General features: G+C 69.3%; 18 protein-coding genes. 4 read left to right on the plus strand and 14 right to left on the minus strand.

What is annotated here, in order from left to right; all coding sequences use genetic code 11:
* From rpoB to ACWDTP_RS21530, 6 genes are all read right to left on the minus strand, one after another.
* A partial coding sequence (rpoB, locus tag ACWDTP_RS21505) for a DNA-directed RNA polymerase subunit beta (protein ID WP_450023437.1) occupies positions 1 to 3,131 on the minus strand: 3,131 nt, incomplete at its 3' end.
* Positions 3,132 to 3,582: 451 nt separating this feature from the next.
* On the minus strand, positions 3,583 to 4,410 hold the full coding sequence (locus tag ACWDTP_RS21510; protein ID WP_450023439.1) for an IclR family transcriptional regulator: 828 nt from the start codon (positions 4,408 to 4,410) through the stop codon (positions 3,583 to 3,585).
* 12 nt (positions 4,411 to 4,422) lie between these two features.
* Positions 4,423 to 5,475: an NAD/NADP octopine/nopaline dehydrogenase family protein gene (locus tag ACWDTP_RS21515; protein WP_450023441.1), complete on the minus strand. Its 1,053-nt coding sequence runs from the start codon at positions 5,473 to 5,475 to the stop codon at positions 4,423 to 4,425.
* A 28-nt stretch (positions 5,476 to 5,503) separates the two neighbouring features.
* On the minus strand, positions 5,504 to 6,292 hold the full coding sequence (locus tag ACWDTP_RS21520) for an amino acid ABC transporter ATP-binding protein (RefSeq protein WP_450023443.1): 789 nt from the start codon (positions 6,290 to 6,292) through the stop codon (positions 5,504 to 5,506).
* Positions 6,282 to 7,133: an amino acid ABC transporter permease gene (locus ACWDTP_RS21525; RefSeq protein WP_450023445.1), complete on the minus strand. Its 852-nt coding sequence runs from the start codon at positions 7,131 to 7,133 to the stop codon at positions 6,282 to 6,284. Before ACWDTP_RS21525 ends, ACWDTP_RS21520 begins: the two co-directional genes overlap by 11 nt.
* Positions 7,134 to 7,159: 26 nt before the next feature.
* Complete coding sequence (locus ACWDTP_RS21530; protein WP_450023447.1) at positions 7,160 to 8,047, minus strand: transporter substrate-binding domain-containing protein; 888 nt, start codon at positions 8,045 to 8,047, stop codon at positions 7,160 to 7,162.
* A gap of 15 nt (positions 8,048 to 8,062) precedes the next feature.
* Between ACWDTP_RS21530 and ACWDTP_RS21535 the strand changes: the two genes are divergently transcribed.
* Both ACWDTP_RS21535 and ACWDTP_RS21540 read left to right on the plus strand, forming a co-directional pair.
* On the plus strand, positions 8,063 to 9,409 hold the full coding sequence (locus ACWDTP_RS21535; RefSeq protein ID WP_450023449.1) for an NAD(P)/FAD-dependent oxidoreductase: 1,347 nt from the start codon (positions 8,063 to 8,065) through the stop codon (positions 9,407 to 9,409).
* Positions 9,406 to 10,338, plus strand: a complete 933-nt coding sequence (locus ACWDTP_RS21540; RefSeq protein WP_450023451.1) for an NAD(P)-dependent oxidoreductase — start codon at positions 9,406 to 9,408, stop codon at positions 10,336 to 10,338. The genes ACWDTP_RS21535 and ACWDTP_RS21540 overlap by 4 nt, the downstream gene beginning before the upstream one ends.
* A 21-nt stretch (positions 10,339 to 10,359) precedes the next feature.
* Here the strand turns inward: ACWDTP_RS21540 and ACWDTP_RS21545 are convergent, their stop codons facing one another.
* From ACWDTP_RS21545 to ACWDTP_RS21560, 4 genes are all read right to left on the minus strand, one after another.
* Positions 10,360 to 11,469: an ABC transporter ATP-binding protein gene (locus ACWDTP_RS21545; protein ID WP_450023453.1), complete on the minus strand. Its 1,110-nt coding sequence runs from the start codon at positions 11,467 to 11,469 to the stop codon at positions 10,360 to 10,362.
* A 182-nt stretch (positions 11,470 to 11,651) separates the two neighbouring features.
* A complete protein-coding gene (gene rplL, locus ACWDTP_RS21550) occupies positions 11,652 to 12,038 on the minus strand; it encodes a 50S ribosomal protein L7/L12 (protein ID WP_450023455.1) in 387 nt (128 codons plus the stop codon).
* A 59-nt stretch (positions 12,039 to 12,097) separates the two neighbouring features.
* On the minus strand, positions 12,098 to 12,625 hold the full coding sequence (rplJ, locus tag ACWDTP_RS21555) for a 50S ribosomal protein L10 (RefSeq protein ID WP_450023457.1): 528 nt from the start codon (positions 12,623 to 12,625) through the stop codon (positions 12,098 to 12,100).
* 341 nt (positions 12,626 to 12,966) lie between these two features.
* On the minus strand, positions 12,967 to 13,416 hold the full coding sequence (locus ACWDTP_RS21560; protein ID WP_450023459.1) for a DUF1772 domain-containing protein: 450 nt from the start codon (positions 13,414 to 13,416) through the stop codon (positions 12,967 to 12,969).
* Between the two features lie 69 nt (positions 13,417 to 13,485).
* Here ACWDTP_RS21560 and ACWDTP_RS21565 point away from each other — a divergent pair, with 69 nt between their 5' ends.
* Complete coding sequence (locus tag ACWDTP_RS21565) at positions 13,486 to 13,920, plus strand: winged helix-turn-helix transcriptional regulator (protein ID WP_450023461.1); 435 nt, start codon at positions 13,486 to 13,488, stop codon at positions 13,918 to 13,920.
* On the opposite strand, the gene ACWDTP_RS21570 is transcribed toward ACWDTP_RS21565, so the two are convergent.
* The 4 genes from ACWDTP_RS21570 to ACWDTP_RS21585 are packed head-to-tail and all read right to left on the minus strand — an operon-like array spanning position 13,821 to position 20,535.
* Positions 13,821 to 14,726, minus strand: a complete 906-nt coding sequence (locus ACWDTP_RS21570; protein WP_450023485.1) for an ROK family protein — start codon at positions 14,724 to 14,726, stop codon at positions 13,821 to 13,823. The genes ACWDTP_RS21565 and ACWDTP_RS21570 overlap by 100 nt on opposite strands.
* 15 nt (positions 14,727 to 14,741) lie before the next feature.
* The gene (locus tag ACWDTP_RS21575; RefSeq protein WP_450023463.1) at positions 14,742 to 15,356 is read right to left on the minus strand and encodes a DUF7158 domain-containing protein; all 615 of its coding nucleotides are present in this window, start codon (positions 15,354 to 15,356) and stop codon (positions 14,742 to 14,744) included.
* Positions 15,353 to 19,498 (minus strand): glycoside hydrolase family 38 N-terminal domain-containing protein, encoded by a 4,146-nt coding sequence (locus tag ACWDTP_RS21580; RefSeq protein ID WP_450023465.1) that lies wholly within the window; start codon positions 19,496 to 19,498, stop codon positions 15,353 to 15,355. Before ACWDTP_RS21580 ends, ACWDTP_RS21575 begins: the two co-directional genes overlap by 4 nt.
* A gap of 59 nt (positions 19,499 to 19,557) precedes the next feature.
* Positions 19,558 to 20,535: a helix-turn-helix transcriptional regulator gene (locus ACWDTP_RS21585; RefSeq protein WP_450023467.1), complete on the minus strand. Its 978-nt coding sequence runs from the start codon at positions 20,533 to 20,535 to the stop codon at positions 19,558 to 19,560.
* Between the two features lie 62 nt (positions 20,536 to 20,597).
* Between ACWDTP_RS21585 and ACWDTP_RS21590 the strand changes: the two genes are divergently transcribed.
* Positions 20,598 to 21,131 (plus strand): DinB family protein, encoded by a 534-nt coding sequence (locus ACWDTP_RS21590; protein WP_450023469.1) that lies wholly within the window; start codon positions 20,598 to 20,600, stop codon positions 21,129 to 21,131.

Raw genomic sequence — 21,131 nt, forward strand, 5'->3', positions numbered from 1 at the left:
GAGTACGGGCCGGTGGAACGGGCGTGGATCTTGTCGTCCACCAGGTGGTGCAGCTTGAGGATGTACATGTAGCCGACCGTCACCGGGTACGGGAACGGTTCGCCGGACCGGCCGTCGAACAGTGTGGCCTTACCGTCGGCGTTGACCATGACGTCGCCGTCGCGGTTGGGCAGCGTCGAGCCGAGCAGGCCGGCCAGCTCCCCTTCCTGCGCACCGTCGAACACCGGGGTGGACACGATGCTGTCCGCCGGGGCCGACAACAGGTCCTGCGGCAGATTCGACGCCCACGCCGGAGCTTCACCGGAGCCGTCGGCGACCTCGATGTTCCAGCCGGCCTTGGCGACCCACCCGAGGTGGGTTTCCAGGATCTGGCCGATGTTCATCCGTCGCGGCACACCGTGGGTGTTCAGGATGATGTCCACCGGGGTGCCATCGGGCAGGAACGGCATGTCCTCGACGGGCAGGATCTTGCCGATGACGCCCTTGTTGCCGTGGCGTCCGGCCAGCTTGTCGCCGTCGGAGATCTTGCGCTTCTGCGCGACGTACACCCGGACCAGCTCGTTGACGCCGGCGGGCAGCTCGTCGTCGTCCTCGCGGGAGAACACCCGGATGCCGATGACCTTGCCGGACTCACCGTGCGGCACCTTCAGCGAGGTGTCGCGGACCTCACGGGCCTTCTCGCCGAAGATGGCGCGCAGCAGCCGCTCCTCCGGGGTCAGCTCGGTCTCACCCTTCGGCGTGACCTTGCCGACCAGGATGTCGCCGTCGCGGACCTCGGCGCCGATGCGGACGATGCCGCGCTCGTCGAGATCGGCCAGCACCTCGTCGGAGACGTTCGGGATGTCCCGGGTGATCTCCTCGGCGCCCAGCTTGGTGTCGCGGGCATCGATCTCGTGCTCCTCGATGTGGATCGAGGTGAGCACGTCCTCCTCAACCAGGCGGTTGGAGAGGATGATCGCGTCCTCGTAGTTGTGGCCCTCCCACGGCATGACCGCCACGAGCAGGTTCTTGCCCAGCGCCATCTCACCGTTCTCGGTGCACGGCCCGTCGGCGATGACCTGACCGGACTCGACGCGCTGCCCGGCGTCCACGATCGGGCGCTGGTTGGCGCACGTGCCGTGGTTGGAGCGGGCGAACTTGCGCATCCGGTAGGTGTGCCGGGTGCCGTCGTCGGCCATCACGGTGACGTAGTCGGCCGAGACCTCCTCGATCACGCCGGCCTTGTCCGACACCACCACATCGCCCGCGTCGATCGCGGCGCGCAGCTCCATACCGGTGCCGACCAGCGGGGCCTCGCTGCGCACCAGCGGAACCGCCTGGCGCTGCATGTTGGCCCCCATCAGGGCGCGGTTGGCGTCGTCGTGCTCGAGGAACGGGATCATCGCGGTCGCGACCGACACCATCTGGCGCGGCGAGACGTCCATGTAGTCGACCTCGGCTGCCGAGACGAACTCGACCTCGCCGCCCTTACGGCGGACCAGGATGCGGTCCTCCGCGAAAACGGACGCCCCAGCATCGGTTGTCTCCAACGGCGAGTTGGCCTGCGCCACGACGTGGCGGTCCTCCTCGTCGGCGGTCAGGTAGACGATCTCGTCGGTGACCGAGCCGTCCCGCACCTTGCGGTACGGCGTCTCGATGAAGCCGAACGGGTTGACCCGCGCGTACACCGACAGCGAACCGATCAGGCCGATGTTCGGACCCTCAGGGGTCTCGATCGGGCACATCCGGCCGTAGTGCGACGGGTGCACGTCACGGACCTCGAGGCCGGCGCGCTCACGGGACAGACCGCCGGGGCCCAGCGCCGAGAGACGGCGCTTGTGGGTCAGACCCGACAGCGGGTTGTTCTGGTCCATGAACTGCGACAGCTGGCTGGTGCCGAAGAACTCCTTGATCGCCGCCACGACGGGACGGATGTTGATCAGGGTCTGCGGCGTGATCGCCTCGACGTCCTGGGTGGTCATCCGCTCGCGGACGACGCGCTCCATGCGGGACAGGCCGACCCGGATCTGGTTCTGGATCAACTCACCCACGGTGCGCAGGCGCCGGTTGCCGAAGTGGTCGATGTCGTCCACCTCGACCGGGACCTCGACGCCGCCGGGGACGGTCATCGAGGTCTGGCCCTCGTGCAGGCGCACCAGGTACTCGATGGTGGCGACGACGTCCTCTTCGGTCAGCGTCGTCGAGGACGTCTCGGCCGGCGTGGCGCTCAGGCCCAGCTTCTTGTTGACCTTGTAGCGGCCGACGCGGGCCAGGTCGTAACGCTTCTCCTTGAAGAACAGGTTCTCCAGCAGGGTCTGCGCCGACTCCTTGGTCGGCGGCTCGCCCGGGCGCAGCTTGCGGTAGATGTCCAGCAGCGCCTCGTCGGTGCCCGCGGTGCTGTCCTTCTCCAGCGTGCCCATCATGATCTCGGAGAAGCCGAACCGCTCGGTGATCTGCTCGGCGGTCCAGCCCAGCGCCTTGAGCAGCACGGTGACCGGCTGACGGCGCTTGCGGTCGATACGCACACCGACGGTGTCGCGCTTGTCGATGTCGAACTCCAGCCAGGCGCCCCGGCCGGGGATCACCTTGACGCTGTGCAGCGTCTTCTCGGTGGACTTGTCGATCGTCTCGTCGAAGTACACACCGGGCGAACGGACCAGCTGGCTCACCACGACACGCTCGGTGCCGTTGATGATGAAGGTGCCCTTCTCGGTCATCATCGGGAAGTCACCCATGAACACCGTCTGGCTCTTGATCTCGCCGGTGTTGTTGTTGATGAACTCGGCCGTGACGAACAGCGGGGCCGCGTACGTCATGTCCTTGTCTTTGCACTCGTCGACCGGGGCCTTGACCTCGTCGAAGCGCGGATCGGAGAAGGACAGCGACATCGAGCCCGAGAAATCCTCGATCGGGGAGAGCTCGGTCAGCACCTCTTCGAGGCCACCGGTCGGGTTCTCCTCGCCACGATCGACGGCGGTCTGGCGCCAATCGTCTGACCCGACCAACCATTCGAAGGAATCCGTCTGCACGTCGAGCAGCCCCGGAACCTCAAGCGGTTCGCGGAGCTTGGCAAATGAAACTCGGTTCGGTGCTCCTGGGACGGAGTTATTGGTGATAGCGTTCGCTGACTTGCTCTGGCTAGAGACTGCCAAGATGCATCCTTCCAGCACCTCAAGCGACTATCAGGTGCGGCCTGCGCCGGACCCTGGGTCGCAATTCTGCGTCGGTTCGGCTGGCTTCACCTGCTCAAGCCCTGTCCGAAACCCCGAACGCACGGCACGGGACTAGATGCTGAGCAAATGACTCAGGCTAGAACCACGGTGTCAGGTACAGGAGGTGGGCAGGATGCAGCCAGCGCAACGTCCAACGATAGCGCACGTGCGCGCATTCCTCAACCACCACGCATCCACTGCATGAGATGGGTCACCCGGCGCTGGCTGGCATCCTCGACCCGTTCACACATGCTGCCCAACAGATTGGCCCGTTTGGGCCCGTCCGTCAAGAGCTCACACGCTGTTTTGGGGCGGAGATTTGTGACCCGGCCGGGCAACTTCGGCAACGTACTCGAGCCACGACGACCCGGTCCGGCCGGCATCGGTTCGATCAGTTCGCGAAGCCGTAGGCGGCCGGACTCGACATCGCCCGCCAACCGGTCCGCATCGGCGGTGTGACGATCGCCGACGAACCGAACATCGAGGTGATCTCGTGCGAGAGGCCGATCAGCGCCGCGATGCCGTGCTCGTTGTGACGGCCGGGCAGGAACTCGCCGACCCGGGCCGCGCTCACCGCCCCGATCGGATAGCGATGCTCGTCGAGGATCACCGCCGCCCAGCAGGTGACCCTCGGGGCCACGCTGGGGGCGAAGCCGGGGCGTTCCTTCATCAGCGTGGAGACCCCGACCTTGCGGGTGCGACGGATGTGCGCCATGACGGTCACCAGATCCAGTTCCGGGGTGGCCTGCCGTTCCTGCTCGATCAGCCGGAACATCTGGGTGTCCGGCAGCGCGCCGAGGATCACCCGCCCGGTCGCCGACTCCGCGAACGGCACCACATCGCCCAGTTCGGGCAGCACGGTGTGTTCGTGGTCGCCCTGGATGCGCATATCGCACAGCATGGTGGCGCCGCGGAAGAAGGAGAACCCCATCGTGCAGTCGGTCGTGCGCCGGAACGCCATCAGCCGGCCGAACACGGTATCGGCGAGTTCGTCGGCCGGGGCGATCTGGCCCAGCAGCGACTTCCAGCGCCAGCCCCGCCGGTAGGAGGCGTCCGGATTCTGCGCCACCCACCCGTCATGGCGTAGCGCCGTGAGCAGCCGGTGCACCGTGCTCTTCGGCAGCCCGGTCTGCGCCACGATCTCGCTGATCCGTTTGGGCTCGCCGAGTTGTTCGAGTACTACCAGCCCTTTCCCGAGAACCGCGATGTCATCGCTCAATACGCCTCTCCCTTACCCGTCCCCGGCCAAGTCTGCCGCGACGTGCGCCCGCGGGCAGCCGGATGACCGAGCGAGTCGCAGAAACTCGGCGGCCACCGCGGTGGCCCGCGCGGTGAGTTCGGTGCCCGACAGCACCGAACCGAGCGTCACCAGGGCGTCCATGATCGGCGTATCCACGCCGAGCAGATCGCCGAGCGCGGCCATCGGGGCGAGGTTGCCCGCGACCTCGTGGGTCAGGTACCGGTGCTCGAAGGTGTGCGGGACGATCTGCGCCTGATAGGCCCGGAAGGTGTTGACCCGTTCGCGGATGTCCGATCCCGAGATGCCCTCGTTCGCGTAGTAGGTGTCCAGCATCGCGACGAAGGTGGGCAGCTCGCGACCCAGTTGTCGGCCCAGCGCGACCCGCTCGGCGTCGAGGCGTGCGACGACCTCGCTGACCGAGGATCCGAACGTGTCGATGAAGAACCTCGACTCGACACCGCGCTCGATCTCGGTGGCGCCGAGCACCATCGGCACCGGATGCACGATGGCGTTCAGACTGGCCAGCCCGACCGTCCCGATGTCGACGATCTCGGCGGTGGGTACCACCTCGGCGGCCAGCGCGGCCGTGCCCGGATCCGGTTCGGCGAGGAAGCCGCTGAGCAGACCGAGCTTCTCGGAGTTCAGCACCACGGCGTCGGCGTCGCGCTTGCCGCCCCAGATGAAGGCGCTGACCACCAGCACCTTGGCCGGGTCCAGGCCGGTGCGCTCGGTCATCCGGACCGCGTCGACGACGCCGGCGGTGCCGCCACCGACGACCACCAGCAGATCCACCGGCCCGGCCGCCAGCACCCGGCCGGCGCCCGCGTGGATGTCCTCCCCCTCGGCGGCGACCATGCCGACCCGGCGGTCGCCGTCGAGCTCGGCCGGGTCCGCGAGGTGCACGGTCCGGCGCCGCCCGTCGGCCTCGACCTCGACGGTGGCCGGCCCGCGCCCGGCGATGGCGACCCGGAAACCCCTGGACGCCAGCACCAGCCCGGCGAAGTAGGAGTTGAGTTCCTCGGAAACGATGTAGACGTCGGTCATGAACGACCTTTCCCGGCGCTGCGGCCGCTCAGTGGACACGGGAGAAGAAGGCCCGCGCACGTTCCGTCTCGGGCTGGTTCATCACCTGTTCGGGGGTGCCGCGCTCGAGGATCCGGCCGTCGTCCATATAGACGAGGGTGTCGGCGATCCGGCGGGCGAAACGCATCTCGTGCGTGACGATCATCATCGTGGTGCCACCCGCGGCAAGATCGCGGATGACGTCGAACACCTCGTCGACGAGTTCGGGGTCGAGCGCACTGGTCGGCTCGTCGAACAGCATGATCTCGGGGTCCATGGCCAGTGCCCGCGCGATCGCGACGCGCTGCTGCTGACCACCCGAGAGCTGGCCCGGGTAGCTGCCCTCCTTGCCGGCCAGCCCGACCCGCTCCAGCAGTGCCGCGGCCCGCTCCGAGAGCTCTGTCTGCGGCCCGCCCAGCACGAACCTGGGCCCGGCCTCGACGTTCTGCAGCGCCGTCATATGCGGGAACAGGTTGAACGACTGGAACACCATGCCGAAATACCGGCGCTGACGCAGGATGTCGCCCTTGGCCCGGCGTACCAGGCCGCGCGGGGTGCGTTGCGCGCCGAGCAGCTCACCTTTGAACTCGATCTCGCCGGCGTCGATGGGTTCGAGCAGGTTCAGGCACCGGATGAGGGTGCTCTTGCCCGAACCGGACGAGCCGACCAGCACGGCCACCTCGCCGAGGTTCAGCTCGATGTCGACGCCGCGCAGCGCGGTGAACTCGCCGAACGTCTTGACCACCGAGCGGGCCGACAGGATCGGCGCACCGGTTTCGGCTGCCGGTTCAGCGGGCATCGTCGAACCCCTTCCCGAAGCGTCGCTCCAGCTGTCGTTGACCCAGCAGGGCCAGGCTGGTGAGCGCCAGGTACCAGAGCACCGCGACCGTCAGCAGCGGGATGGTGCGGAAGTTCACCGCATAGATCTGCTGCACCGTGGTGAGCAGCTCCACGTAGCCGATCACCGATACCAGCGAGGTGTTCTTGAACATCGTGATCAGCTCGTTGGCGAGCGGCGGGATGATGACCCGGATCGCCTGCGGCATGATCACCCGGCGCAGCGTGGTGATCCGGCCCATGCCCAGGGCGCTGGCCGCCTCCCACTGCCCTTTCGACACGGCCAGCAGCCCGCCCCGGAAGATTTCCGCGGAGAAGCCGCCGAGGAAGAACGCCAGCCCGATCACCGCGGCGGTCCAGCGCGACATCACATCGTTCATCGGGATCTGAAACCACGGCTCCATGAACGGCAGGCCCAGGCTGATGTCGGGCAGCAACGCGCCGATGAAGAACACGAACAGCAACATGACCAGCGTCGGGACGGCCCGCACGATCCAGATGTAGATGCCGCCGAAGGCGCGCAGCACCCGGTTGTCGCTGATCCGGCAGGCCGCGACGATGACCCCGAACACCAGGCCCAGCAGGCTCGAAACGATGGTCAGCTGAATGGTGTTCGCCAGGCCGGCCAGCACCCGCGGATTGAACAGGTACGCGGCGACCATGTCCCACTGCCACCGCGGGTTGAAGACGATGAACCGGACCGCGCCGATCGCGACCAGAACGGCCAGCACATACCAGAGGAAGTGGAACGGCCTGCGCCTCTCCTGGATCGGCGGCGGGGCCGTCTCCTGCGTCGTTGCCATGGCGGTCTCCCTGTCCCGGCCGACGGTCAACCCGCGAGCTCCGGGCCCTTGTTGATCGGGAAGTCGGTGATCAGATCGCCCTCGGGGATCTGGTACTTGTCGGCCAGTTCCCGGTACTGCCCGCTGTCGAACAGGTGCTTGAGCGCGGCGGCGTAGGCATCGGCCAGCGCCGGGGGTTCGAGCGGAAAGCCGATCCCGTTGGGGTTGGTGTACTCGGTGAAGGCGACCGTGTACTTGTCCGGGAATTGCGCCGCGTTGTAGGTGGCGGCCGGTGAGTCGATCATGGCGAGTTCGTCCTCGCCGCTGTCCACGGCCAGCAGCGCGGCGTTCGAATCGGGGTAGGCGGCCAGTTTCAGCTCGGGCGCGTTGGTAGCCGCGCACCGCTGCACCTGCTGGTGCATCTCGGTTTCGGCGCCGGAACCCTTCAACACCGCGACGCTGTGGCCGCACAGGTCGTCACGCCCGCCGACCTCGATGTCGGCGTCCGCCGAGGCCACCCAGGAGACCCCGGCGCGCAGGAAGTCGACGAACCGGACCCGCGCCTGGCGGTCCTTGATGTCGGCGAGCGAGGCCAACGCGCCGTAGCGTCCCGATTCCAGACCGGGGATCAGCGAGTCGAACGACCCCTGCTCGACGTTGACCTGCAGGCCGAGTACCTCGCTGGCGAGCTGGAACTGCTCGATCGAGAACCCGGTGACCTCCCCCGCGTCGTCGATGAACTTCAGCGGGGCGATATCGACGTTGACGCCGAGGCCGATCGTGCCCTTGGCGGCGATGTCGGCGGGCACCAGCGCCGCCAGCTCGTCGACCTTCTCGGCCGAGGCCCGAGGCTCGGCACCGTCACCCGAGGAGCATCCGGTCAGAGCGAGGGCCAGCACCGCGACCGCGGCCAGCCCCTTCCGTGATCGACGCATGCATCTTCCTTTCGAGTGGCCCGGACCCGCATCGCCGGATGTGCGCTCAGCGGCAGGATGCGGTCGAGTGTTGCGGGGCTCACGGCGCATCTCAACGGCGTTCCGCGCGGCGGAACCCGCTACACGTTCGTCATCGGCGCGGGTTCTCATGGTGGGGTCACGTCCGAACGTTCACAGCAGAAGTGGGAGTCGCCAGGCATGCGCAGCAACCCCGGGAGCAAGCACATCGTCGTCCTCGGCGACGGCATCCTCGGGGCCTCGGTCGCCCACGCCGCCGGCCGGCGCGGCGCCAGGGTGACGGTGATCGGGTCGGGCCCCGGCAACGGTGCGACGTGGCGGTCGTTCGGCTGGCTGGGGGCCGCGCAAGAGGTCCCGGACAGTTATCACCGGCTCCGGCTGCTCAGCCTGGCCCGCTACCGGGAATTCGCCGTGCACGCACCCTACGACGGCGCGGTGCGCTTCTCCGGCGCGCTGGCGTGGGAGACCGAGGGCAGCACCGTGCAGCTCATCCAGGGTGCCGACGAGGTCGAGGCGCTGGCCGCGACGTTCGACCGGCTGCGGGCCGCCGGGCACAGCGTCGAATCCGTCGACCGCGCGCACGCGCTGCGGCTGGAACCGGCGCTGGCGCCGGGCGCGCTGCCCGACGACGGGATCCTCTTCGCACACGACGAGGGCTGGGTCGACCTGCCCGCCTTCACCGGGTTGCTGCTCGTCGAGGTGCTGGGCCGGGGCGGCTCGCTGATCATCGACGGCGCGGCCCGGGTGGTCGAGGCGGGCGGCCGCGCGCGGGCCGTGCTGTCGGACGACACCACGGTCGACGGCGATGAGCTGGTCGTCGCGGCCGGCGCGGCGACCACGGACCTGCTGGCGGCGGCCGGTCTGGTGGTGCCGCAGCGCAGCACCAAGGCGGCGTTGCTGTTCACCGCACCCAGTTCGTTGCAGCTGCGGATGCTGGTCCGCACCCCGGTGGGCAGCCTGCGGCCCCGCCCCGGCGGCGGGGCCGTCGTACACACCTCGGTGATCGAACAGGCCCTGCGCCCCGATCCGCGGGGCGGATTCGTGGTCGACGACGGTTCGGTGCAGGCCTCGCTCGCCGACCTGAGCGGACTGTTCGCCGGGGGCGCGGCGCTGCGCCTCGACCGGGTGGCGACGGGGCTGCGCCCGATTCCCGGCGACGGCTGGTCGGTCGTCGGGCAACTCCCGGGTCTGGCCAATTGCTGGGTGGCGTTCAGCCACAGCGGTGCGACCCTGGGACCGGTGATCGGTGAGCTGCTCGGCACCGAGCTGCTCGAGCCGGGCCATCGGTCGCCGCTGCTGGCGGCGTACCGGCCGGAACGGTTCGGTGCGGGTGGGCCGGCATGACGGCCCACCCGCTGAAGGTCAGCATCATGCCCGACACCGTCGCCGCCTATGAGCGTGCCGTCACCGGCGGCGGTGGCACCCTCGTCGACACCGGCGAGCACCCCGACGTACTGATCTGGTCGCGGCACGGCGCACCGGATGTGCTCGCCCGCACCGTCAGCGAACTCCGGTCGATTCGATGGGTCCAGCTGCCCGCGGCCGGGGTGGAGGACTTCTTCCGGTCGGGGGCGGTCAGGGCGCGCGGCGACGTGATCTGGACGTCGGCGAAGGGCGCCTACGCCGAGCCGGTGGCCGAGCACGCGCACGCCCTGATCCTGGCCCTGCTGCGGCGGCTACCCGAGCGGCTGCGCGCCACCGGCTGGGGTGAGCAGGCCGGATCCTCGCTACACCGCAAACGTGTGCTGATCGTCGGCGGTGGCGGTATCGGGCGGGAACTCGCCCGGCTGCTGACGGTGTATTCGACGACGACCACCGTGATCCGCAGGCGCCCGCTGCCGGTCCCCGACGCGCACCGCGTGCTGACCATGGAGCATCTGCACCGCGAACTCCCCGACGCCGAGGTGGTCGTGCTGGCCGCAGCACTCACCCCGGAGACCTACGGCATGTTCAGCGAGGTCGAGTTCGCCCTGATGAATCCGCGGGCAATGTTCGTCAACGTGGCGCGGGGCGGGCTCGTGGTGACCGATCATCTGGTCGACGCGCTGGAATCGGGCCGCATCGCCGGCGCCGCGGTCGATGTCACCGATCCGGAGCCGCTGCCCGACGGCCATCCGCTCTGGACGCTGGGCAACACCATCGTCACTCCGCACACCGCGGACACCATCGAGATGATCGTGCCGCTGCTGGCCAGGCGGATCGAGCAGAACCTGGTCCGGTTCGCCGCGGGCCAGCAGCTGATCGGGACCATCGACAGCGCCGAAGGTTACTGAGCGGCACCGTCTTTCGCGAGCTCAGCCCTGCCGGGGAACCTCGATCGCACCGGTCGGGGCGTCGTCCTCGACCGGGCGCTGGTGCCGCGCGGTCGGCTCGTCGTAGCCGGCGGCCTGCTCGGTGTAGGCCTGGGCGGGCGGCTGGGCCGCACCGGAGCTGTTGAGCTCGTCGAGGATGGCGGCCTGGGCGGCGGGCGGCAGCGTGTGCATCATCTCGCGCACCCTGGCCTGACGACGGCCCACCGCCTGGCGTTCCGGCATACCCGGGGTGGCCTGCAGCTGCGGCGGCACACCCTCGATCTCTTCGACACCGCCGTCGTGCTGACCGGCGTCGACGAGCGCCTGCTCGGCGGCCGCAGTGGCCTCGTCCTTCTCCTCCGACATCCCGATCGGCCCGATCCTGCGACCGTTGAGGAACTGCTTGACCACGGGCTCCTCGCTGGTCAACAGCACCTCGCGGGGCCCGAACATCACCAGCTTCTTGCGGAACAACATGCCCATGTTGTCCGGCACGGTGCGGGCGATGTTGATGTTGTGCGTCACGATCAGCACCGTCGCATCGATCTGCGCGTTGATGTCGATCAGCAGCTGGGACAGGTAGGCGGTACGGACCGGGTCAAGACCGGAGTCCGGCTCGTCGCACAGGATGATCTGCGGGTCGAGCACCAGCGCGCGGGCCAGGCCGGCCCGCTTGCGCATACCGCCGGAGATCTCACCGGGGAACTTGTGCCCGTCGTTGGGCATACCCACCAGGTCGAGCTTCTCCATGACGATGTTGCGGATTTCGCTCTCGGACTTCTTGGTGTGCTCACGCAGCGGGAAGGCGGTGTTGTCGTAGATGTTCATCGAGCCGAACAGCGCGCCGTCCTGGAACAGCACACCGAACAACGTGCGGATCTCGTAGAGCTCCTTGGCGGAGCATTCCAGGATGTCGGTGCCGTCGATGATGATCTCGCCACGCTCCGGGCGCAGCAGCCCGATCAGCGACTTCAGGAACACCGATTTACCGGTACCCGACGGGCCCAGCAGCACGCTGACCTCGCCGGCCGGGATGGTCATCGTGACGTCTTCCCAGATTTTGGACGATCCAAACGACTTGCTCAGTCCCGTCACGTCGATTTGGACGCCCATGTCAAAGTTCCTTCCAGCTACGCAGCACCGCGCCACCGCTCTGGCCTGTGGCTTGAGTCACCATAGCGCACCCGGCAGGCCGGATTCGAGGTTGTCCCGATGTCGTCGGCTTGCTGTGACCTCGACAGCAAAGAACCCCCGGAACCGTGAGGATCCGGGGGTTCGCTGCGCGGAATCGCGATTTACTTGACGGTGACCGATGCGCCGGCGGCCTCGAGCTTGCCCTTGGCCTCCTCGGCGGCTTCCTTGGTGACCTTCTCCAGCAGCGGCTTGGGGGCGCTGTCGACCAGATCCTTGGCCTCCTTGAGGCCAAGGCCGGAGACGATCTCGCGGACGACCTTGATGACACCGATCTTCTTGTCGCCGGCACCCTCGAGGATGACGTCGAACTCCGACTGCTCCTCGGCGGCCTCGGCGGGGGCGGCGGCGCCACCGGCGGCGGCAACGGCGACCGGTGCGGCGGCGGTGACCTCGAAGACCTCCTCGAACTGCTTCACGAACTCAGAGAGCTCCAGCAGGGTCATTTCCTTGAACGCGTCCAGCAGCTCTTCGGTGGACAGCTTGGCCATGGTGATGGTCCTTCCTTCTTCTTACGAAATTTGTGGTTGGTGGGTTGTGCGGTTTGCGGTTACGCAGCCTCTTCGGCGGACTTCTTCTCCTGCAGCGCGGCGGCCAGCCGGGCGACCTGAGATGCGGGCGCGTTGAACAGGCCCGCGGCCTTGGACAGGTTGCCCTTCATGGCGCCTGCCAGCTTGGCCAGCAGCACCTCGCGCGACTCCAGGTCGGCGATCCGCTCGACCTCGGCGACGGACAGCGGCTTGCCGTCCATGTAGCCGCCCTTGATGACGAGCGCCTTGTTGCCCTTGGCGAACTTCTTGATCGCCTTGGCGGCGTCGACCGCCTCGCCCTTGACGAACGCGATCGCGGTCGGGCCGGTGAACAGCTCGTCGAGGCCTTCGATGCCTGCCTCGGCCGCGGCCCGCTTGACCAGAGTGTTCTTGGCGACGCGATAGCTGGCGGAGTCACCGAGCGAACGGCGCAGCTCGGCGATGTTGGTCACCGTCAGGCCGCGGTATTCGGTGACGACCGCCGCCGTCGACGCCTGGAACCTCTCGACAATGTCGGCAACCGCTGCGGCCTTGTCATCCGTGGCCATGCATGCCTCCTTGTAATGGGTATCGGGTACCCCACCTCGAACCCAGGAAGGCCTGGAAATGACGAACGCCCCGACGCAGACAGGTCGGGGCGCGCAAGAATGCTTCTACCTCGTCCTCCTGCGTGGGCCGCCGGGATCATCTCCCGGACCTTCAACCGATTGCCGAGCTACTTACTCTTCGCGCAAGCGCTCATCGGTGACCGACGGTCTTCGGTGGAACCGGACAAGAATAGCCGACGACCCCGCGATCGGCCAAAACGCGCCGACCTGGCACCGCGAGCGACCGCGTCTGCACGCCGACACGCCGCATCTCCCGTACCGGAGCGGTCGCTCGCGGTGCCTCAGGACGGGGTTGCCAGCAAGAGCAGTACGAAGCCCACCGCCAGCAGGCCGACCCGCACCCAGTGCAACCGGTCCCAGCGGCGGGCATCGGCACGCGAGATGTCGGCGGGCCCGGCCCAGGCCGCGACCCGATTGTTGACCGGCACCAAGGCGGTCAGCGTCAACGCCATGACCACGACCATGGTGACCACCGCGCCGATGACCGCCGGCCCGGGCCACACCACCGCCACGGCGAGCTGCAGCGCCAGCGCGGTGCCGTACCAGAACGGCATCACCTTGCCGAGCACCCGGGCGCTCGCGCCGCGGGCCTGCACATACTGCGGGTCGGGCAGCCGCTCCAGGATCGGGTGGAAGAACGCGGTGACGCCGAACTCGATGCCCACCAGTGCACCGGTCACCAGCAGGGCGGCGATCTCGATAATCTCGGTGACCTCGGTGATCTCCTTCACGGGATCCACCCTGATCGCTATGCTGACAGAAAACAAGGTACTGACAAATTAGTCAGCATGGAGGGTTCGATGGCGGTATCCAAGAAGGAGGTCGGCGACTGCCCGATCGATGCCACGCTCTCGGTCATCGACGGCCGCTGGAAGGGCACCATCCTGTGGCGGCTGTGCGACGGACCGATGCGCACCGCCGAGCTTCGGCGCAGCATCCCCGACATCACCGAGCGCATGCTCATCCGCCACCTGCACGAACTGGTCGCTGACGGCATCATCGACCGCCACGACGCCGGCACCATCCCGCCGTGCGTGCACTACTCGATCTCCGAGTACGGCATGACGCTGGCGCCGGTGCTACAGGGCCTGTGCGACTGGGGCCGCACCCATATGCAGCGCCCGGCGCGGCGCCGTCAGTCCCGCACCAGGGCGGCGGCCCCGACCAGGCCCGCGTCACCGCCGAGCGCCGCGGGCACCACCCGCAACCCCCGCAGGAAATCCAGCCCGGCGTAGCCGGTCAGCGCTTCGCGGACCGGGCCGAACAACAACTCGCCCGATTTGGCCACCCCGCCGCCGATCACCACCAGGTCAAGGTCGCACACCGCACCCACCGAGGCGATCATCGCCGCCACCGCCCGCGCCCCGCGGTGAAATGCCTTGACCGCCACCGGATCACCCGCGAGCGCGGCATCGGCGAGCTCCTTCGCGTCGGCCCCGTCCGGGGCGTCCCAGCCCTGCTCGCGTGCCCACCTCGCCATATTGGGACCCGATGCGACGGTCTCCACGCATCCGTGCCCACCGCACGTGCACGGCCGCGCGCCGTCGGGGTCGACGATGACGTGGCCGGCGTGACCGGCATTGCCGGTGCGGCCGTCATAGGGCGCGCCGTCGAGCACCAGCCCACCGCCCACACCGGTGGAGACCACCATGCCCAGCAGAAACGCGGCCCCCTGCCCGGCGCCGCGCCAATGCTCACCCAGCGCCATGCACAGCCCGTCGCCGCCGAGCCGGACCGGCAGCCGGGTCGCCGCGGCCACCCGCTCCACGAGCGGGAAGCGTTGCCACTCGGTGATATTGATCGGGCTGACGGTGCCGGACGGCAGGTCGATCGGTCCGGCCGCGGCGATGCCGACGCCGCGCACCGCGCCGTCGGCACGCGCCAGGGTCTCAGTCAGAAGGCGTTCGACGACGGCCCAGATCGTCTCGGCATCCCCGTCCGGGGTGGGCAGCACGGCCCGATGCAACAGGCGTCCGTCCGGGTCGACCAGACCGGCGGCGATCTTGGTGCCGCCGATGTCCAGCGCGAGGGTGAGCGTCATAGCTGCGGTGGCCAATCAGTGTCTGTGGGTGTTGTCAGGTTGACGTGGATCGCCCGGATGCTCGAAACCGGGGGCGAGTTCGACCAGGGCGGCACAGCGTTCATCGAACCACAACCGGAACGCGCGCCTGCGGGCCGATCCCAGCAGGTGCCCGGCGATCCGGTCATGCACCTGCGCCAACCGCGGTGCGACCGGGCGCTCCAGCCAACCGTGCTGTCCGAGAGCCGGTTTGGCGGCGAAACGCAGCGGGTTGCGGGTGTGGTAGGCGGCGATGTCGGATTCGGTGACGACGACGGCGGCGGTCACCTCCGCGAATACCGCCCTGGCCTGCGGTCCGGCCAGGACCGATGCGGCGACGCTGCCGATCTCCAACCGCGCGGCGACATCGGGGAGCACCTCGGGCTCGGCGGGAGCGTCGGCCCCGGTCAGACCCCTGGCGTGGGCCTCGGCGGCGATCACCCGCTCGGCGGCGACCAACTGGGTGAGCCAGCGGCGCAGCTGACGGCCCTCACTGGTGCCGGGGTGTGGGAGCGCCGACGCCAGGTTGGACGCCCGCAACGCCGCCTCGCGTCCGTCGATCTCGGTGACCGGGACCGGGGCCCCCGCGACGACGGCCGCGTGCGCGGTCACCGCACCACGACCTTCACCGCCGGCGAATACACCAGCCGCCCAGCGCAACCCACCCGGATCAACGCCCACCACTCCCCCGGCTCGACCCAGACCGGCGGGGTGAACTCGAAGCCGATCTCGACCTGGCCGCCCCCGGGGATCCGGGCCCCGACCGCGGCCGGGCCCAGCCACTCCCAGGTGCCCCACGGGCTGATCAGGTGCGCCTCGGCGGTCAGGTCGGTGCGCGCGTCGGTGCCCACCGTCACCCACAGGTGCGCGGTGTCACCGGCTTTGACCTTGACGGGTGTGGGCCCGGTGACCAGCTTGAGGATCTGCCCGGCCGGTTCGCCGACGGTCACCACGCAGATGTCCTCGACCCGCTGCCGCCAGGACGGCGGCAGCGCCGCCGAGTCACCGCCGGTGACCGCGAGCTCGGCGGACACCGGGTACAGCCCGGCGCCGGTGTCTGCCGGGACCGTCAGCACCACCTCGGTTTCCAGATGCTCGGTGGGCGGCAGGACGAACGGCAGCTCGGCGGGGTCGGCCGTCCAGCCCCGCGGCGCGGTGACCCTGACCCGGCCGTGCAGCGCGGCGTCGGTACAGTCGCTGGCCGCGGTGAGGCGCAGGACGACCTGCGAACCCGGTTGCGCGGACACGTTCTCCGGGTCCAGGTGGGCCACCGCGGGCAGTCCGCCGAGCGGCGCGGGGCCACGGTTGTGCAACCAGTAGCGGGCGTAGAGCGGCTGCGCGGCCTCGGCGTCAGGGGCCAGCTGCCGATGATCGGCCCGCAGCACTCCCGGCAGATTCAGCCCGGTCGCCAGGGTCGCGATCTCATACCCGTGCAGGCTCAGCCGATTCGACTCCACCGGCCGCGGCCTCGATTCCTCCAGCAGGGTCAGGTGGGCCGCCTCTGATACCGTGCGCAGGCCCGTGGTGATCCGCACATCGGTTGCGCGGCCGGTGATCTCGACCAGCCGCGCGGTCACCCCGTCGGACGGGTCGACGGCCCGCGCGCTACCGGAGGCCAGCGGATTGCCCGAGGCCTTGAGCGCGGCCAGTTGCACCCGGCCCGCGGGTTCGATCTCCAGCAGCGAACCCCAGGCCGGCAGGCCACCACCCGCGCCCCGCACGGGCAGGGCGGGTAGCGGCCGGTTGAATTCGGCGCCCCGCGCCGGCACCCCGACCGCACGCCAGTCGCCGTCCCCGGCGACGAGCGCGTAGTCGAAGGTGTGGGTCCAGTGCTGCAGCTGGAAATTGGAGCCGTCGGGTGCGGTCCGCCGCGGCGGGTCGATCCAGGTACCCGACGGCCAGCCGGTACACGACCGCATGAGCGAGGTGTGCAGGGTGCCGTCGGGGTCGACGGCGAAGCTGGGCACACCGCGATTGAGCACCGCGACGGTATGCGCCTCGAACGGTTCGGTGCCGGCGGGGGCGTGCTGCTCGACCACGATCTCGGCGTCGGCCAGATCATCGACCACCGCGCCGAGGTCACCGGCGATGATCAGCACCGGCAGCGCCGCCACCCCGCGCAAATCCGCGCCGGGCACCCACTTTTCGGTCAGCGGAGCCTCGGCCGGGACCCATACCAGGGCCGTTCCCTTCGCATCGAGCTGGCGTTTGAACTCCGCACGGTAGACCGGATCGGCCGACGCGAGAACCGCTGCGGTGAAGGAGTTCTCGTCGGGTCGGCCGAGCGTGAACCGGGCGTCGGGCAGGTTGGAGTCGACGGTGAGGTCGCCGTAGCGGGGTTTTTCGGCGCTGCTGCAGGTGGCGGTCACCCCGGCCCGCACCAGCGCCACCATCAGCTCGCGCGGTGCGGCCGGGCCGGCCTCGGCGGTGACGATTTCGGCCACCGACACCGCCCGCACGGCATCCCCCACCCGGATCCGCACCGCCGAGGACAACCCGAACCAGGCGTAGGCGGGATTGTCCAGGGTCCACGGCCGCTGCGCCGCGTCGACCGCGCCGTCGCCGTCGTGCATCAGCCCGAATCCGCGCCCGATGACCGCATCGCCGACCTCGCTCACCGGCAGCGCGCCCGGAATCGGGCACGGCCAGCGCAACCGCAGAAGCTGGTCGGCGCCGACGAATTCGTCGACCGTGGTCCGGCAGTCGATCCGGTCCAGGCCGTCCCACAGGGTGATGGTCTGGGTGTAGCGCAGCACGTCACCGATCCGGCCGCGCACGACCACCCGCTGCCCCACGGCGCTTCGGTAGCAACGCACCTCGTCGGCGGGCCGCTCCGATGAGCACACCACCGGCCCCTTGGGCAGCAGATGCCACGGCCCCTCGCCGGCCTCGGGGTGGGCCGGATATTCGTCGTAGACGGCGAGTTCGTTGCCCACCGCGCCGGCCGCGATGAGCTCGCGCCCGTCGCGGACGAGGGAGTCGACGCCACCACCGCGGGCCGCATCCACCCGCAGCCGGTAGCGATCGTTGGCGATACCCGAGCCGGTCATGGGTTCCCAGCCCGACGCCGAACCGACGGTGAGCCGGTACGAGCGCCAGCCCAGCGACGGAATGTCGCGGGCCAGCCAGCTCACGGTCCTGCCGCCGTGGTCGGTCACCACGGGGATCTCGGTTCCGTCGCTGTCGCGCACCGCGCCGGGGAACCGTTCGTCCAGATGCACCGTGACGATATCGGTGCGGTTGTGCGCCAACGGGTTCCACACCACGACGGATTCGGCGTCCTGGCCACCGACGGCCTCCGACAGCAGGGTCAGCGCGTTGTCGCGGGCGGCGGTGCCCAGCTCCCACGCATCGCGCCAGCTGGTCAGCAGATCGAGGTAGACCTGGTCGGATTCGGACCCGGTGATGGCGTCGTGATGGGCACCGTAGGCCAGTTGCACCCACGCCTTGGCCAGGGCGGCCTGCGGGTAGTCCGCACCGCCGAGCAGCCCGGCGAACACCGCGAACCGCTCGGCGTCGAGCACGGCGTCCTCGGCGGCCCGGTTCGCCTGTTTGGTGTCGATATAGGAGACGTCCTTACCGGTGTAGATCGGGTTCATATCGCGGGTCTGCGGGGACGGCGCGATGCCGCGGTCGTCGAGCTCGGCCCGCACGGCGGCGAAGAACTCACCGGGCAGGGCGCAGATGAACCTGGGCCACACATAGCGGGCGTTCCAGTCACGGTGGATCTGGGTGACCCATTTGTTCGGCGGGGTGTAATCGGTGCCGACCGGCAGCAGCACATTGCGGGTCAGCGCGACGCGCTTGAGTTTGGTGAACAGGGTGTAGGTGGATTCCTCGGCCTCGGCCAGCGATGCCGACGAGTCCATCCACCAGCCCGCCGAATAGTGCGCGGGCATGTAATGGGTGAGCAGGCCGCGCCCCGACGGTGCGATCCATTCGAATTCGCTGGCGAACTGCATGCGTTCGGGGTCGCCGTCGTTCTGCATCGGCCCCCACTGGTGATGCGGCCCGCGGGCCCACGAACTGGAGGTCAGGCCCGCGTCGGCGGCCATCCCGGGGAACTGCGGATCGTGCCCGAACACGTCGAGCTGCCAGGCCGTCGCCGGTTTCGCACCCAGGATGTCCCGCTGAAACCCCATGCCCGCCACGAAGTTCCGGATCGCGGTCTCGGGGCTGTTGAGGTTGGTGTTCGGCTCGTTGTAGGTGCCGCCCATGATCTCGATCCGCCCGTCGGCGATGAACCGGCGCAGGTCGGGGCGGTCCTCGGGGTGGGCGTCCCAATACGGTTTGAGATAGTCCACCTCGGCCAGGACGAACTTGTATTCCGGCTCGCGGCGGGCCATCTCGAGGTGCGCCCGCACCAGGTCGAAGCTGTGGGTCTGGCGGCACGCACCGGGCGGATCCTCGGTCCACACGCTGGTGTAGGCGGCCTGGGTGTTCCACCACACCGGGTCGTAGTGGAAGTGGCTGATCATGTACATCGTCCAGCCGGGTTCGGCGACGGTGAACTCGAACTCGACGTCGCCCGCCCGTGCGGCCCGGCGCTCACCGGGCACCGCATCGGCCACGGTGACGCCCACCTCGGCCACGCCGTCGCCGGGCGCGGCGGCGGCTTCACCCGACACCCCGTCGCCGGTCACGGTGAGCGTGTCACCCGGTTCGGCGCCGGTATAGCGCACCCGGACCACCTGGCGGGGACCGTCGGCCGGTCCGGCAAACAGCTCCGTCGTCTGCGCTGATGTGACATGCACCCCAAAAACCCTACGTCGAGCAGACGCTCCGGTACCCCAGTCCGCGCCGATCCGGGTGCCTACGCGTCTGCTCGGCGGGGTGTGGCGCGGTGCAGACGGTCGATGACGGACCGCACCGCCGCGATCACCTCGGGCGGTTCGAGCACCTCGAAGTCGTACCCCACGGTGGCGAAGTAGAGCACCATCCGTTCGGGGTCGTCGGCCCCCGCGGTGACGATGCAGGCATCGGGGCCGTCGGCCTCCACGGTCGCCGACGCCGGCGAGAACATCTGCGCCACAGCCTCTTGCGGCGCCCGGTAGCGCACCCGCGCGATGTGGCGGTAGGGCGAGGAGCTGATCGCGCGCCGCACGTAGCTCGCGGCGTCGGGCGCGTCGCGCGCGACGAAGGTGCTGCCCATCGCCCGCGCATCCGACATCCGGTCCAGCCGCAGGCTGCGCCAGTCCGCACGGTCGCGGTCGTAGGCCATCAGATACCAGCGCCTGCCGGTGGTCACGAGCTGGTAGGGCTCCAGCCGCCGCTGCGTGCTGGTGCCCCGGATATCGGTGTAGCCGGCCGTGACGTGCTCATGGTCGCGGCAGGCCCGGGCCAGCGTCATCAGCACATCGGGCTCCACCGGCGGGTCCGACGGGTTCTGGGTCAGCGTGACGGTCGCATCGTGCACGGCCGACACCTGCGAGCGCAGCCGCGCGGGCATGACCTGGTCCAGCTTGGACAGGGCCCGCAACGCCGATTCGCCGATCCCGGCGACGCTGCCGCCGGCCGCCAGCCGCAGGCAGACCGCCATCGCCACCGCCTCGTCCGGATCGAGCAGCAGCGGCGGCAGCGCGGCACCCGCGCCGAGCTGGTAGCCGCCGCCGTGGCCCTTGCTGGCGTGGACGGGATAGCCGAGGTCACGCAGGCGTTCGATATCGCGGCGCACGCTGCGGCCGGTGACGCCGAGCCGCTCGGCGAGTTCGGCGCCGGACCAGACCCGCCGCGCCTGCAGCAGGCCGAGCAGCTGCACGACGCGCCCGGTGGTGTCGGTGGTTCGAACCATGACCGCAAGTGTCCCGCAATTTTAGGAACGAAACTGTCCTATGTGCGTGCGAGGGTGGTCCCATGCAGATAGACCTCCTCCCCGACCAGCTGGATTACCACTGGACGCAGCACCTGCGGCCCCGCCTCGACGGTCTGACCGACGACGAGTACTTCTGGCAGCCGGTGGCCGACTGCTGGACGATCCACCCCGACGGCGCCATCGATTTCAGCTACCCGCCCCCGCAGCCGGAACCGTTCACCACGATCGCCTGGCGGCTCGGGCATGTGATCGTCGGCGTCTTCGCGATGCGCAGCCACTCCCATTTCGGCGGGCCGCCCGCCGACTACCAGTCCTGGCCGTATGCGACCGACGCCGCCACCGCACTCGCCCAGCTCGACGACGCCTACCGACATTGGATCGACGGTGTCCGCAGCCTGAGCGAGGATGACCTGGCCAAGCCGGTCGGCCCGGCCGAGGGGCCGTGGGCCGATCATCCGATGGCCGAGCTGGTCCTGCACATCAACCGCGAGGCCATTCACCACGGCGCCGAAATCGCCTGCATCCGTGATCTTTACGTCCACACCAACCGCCCGGCCCACCGCAAGGAGAACTGA

Source organism: Mycobacterium sp. NPDC003449 (assembly GCF_053588415.1).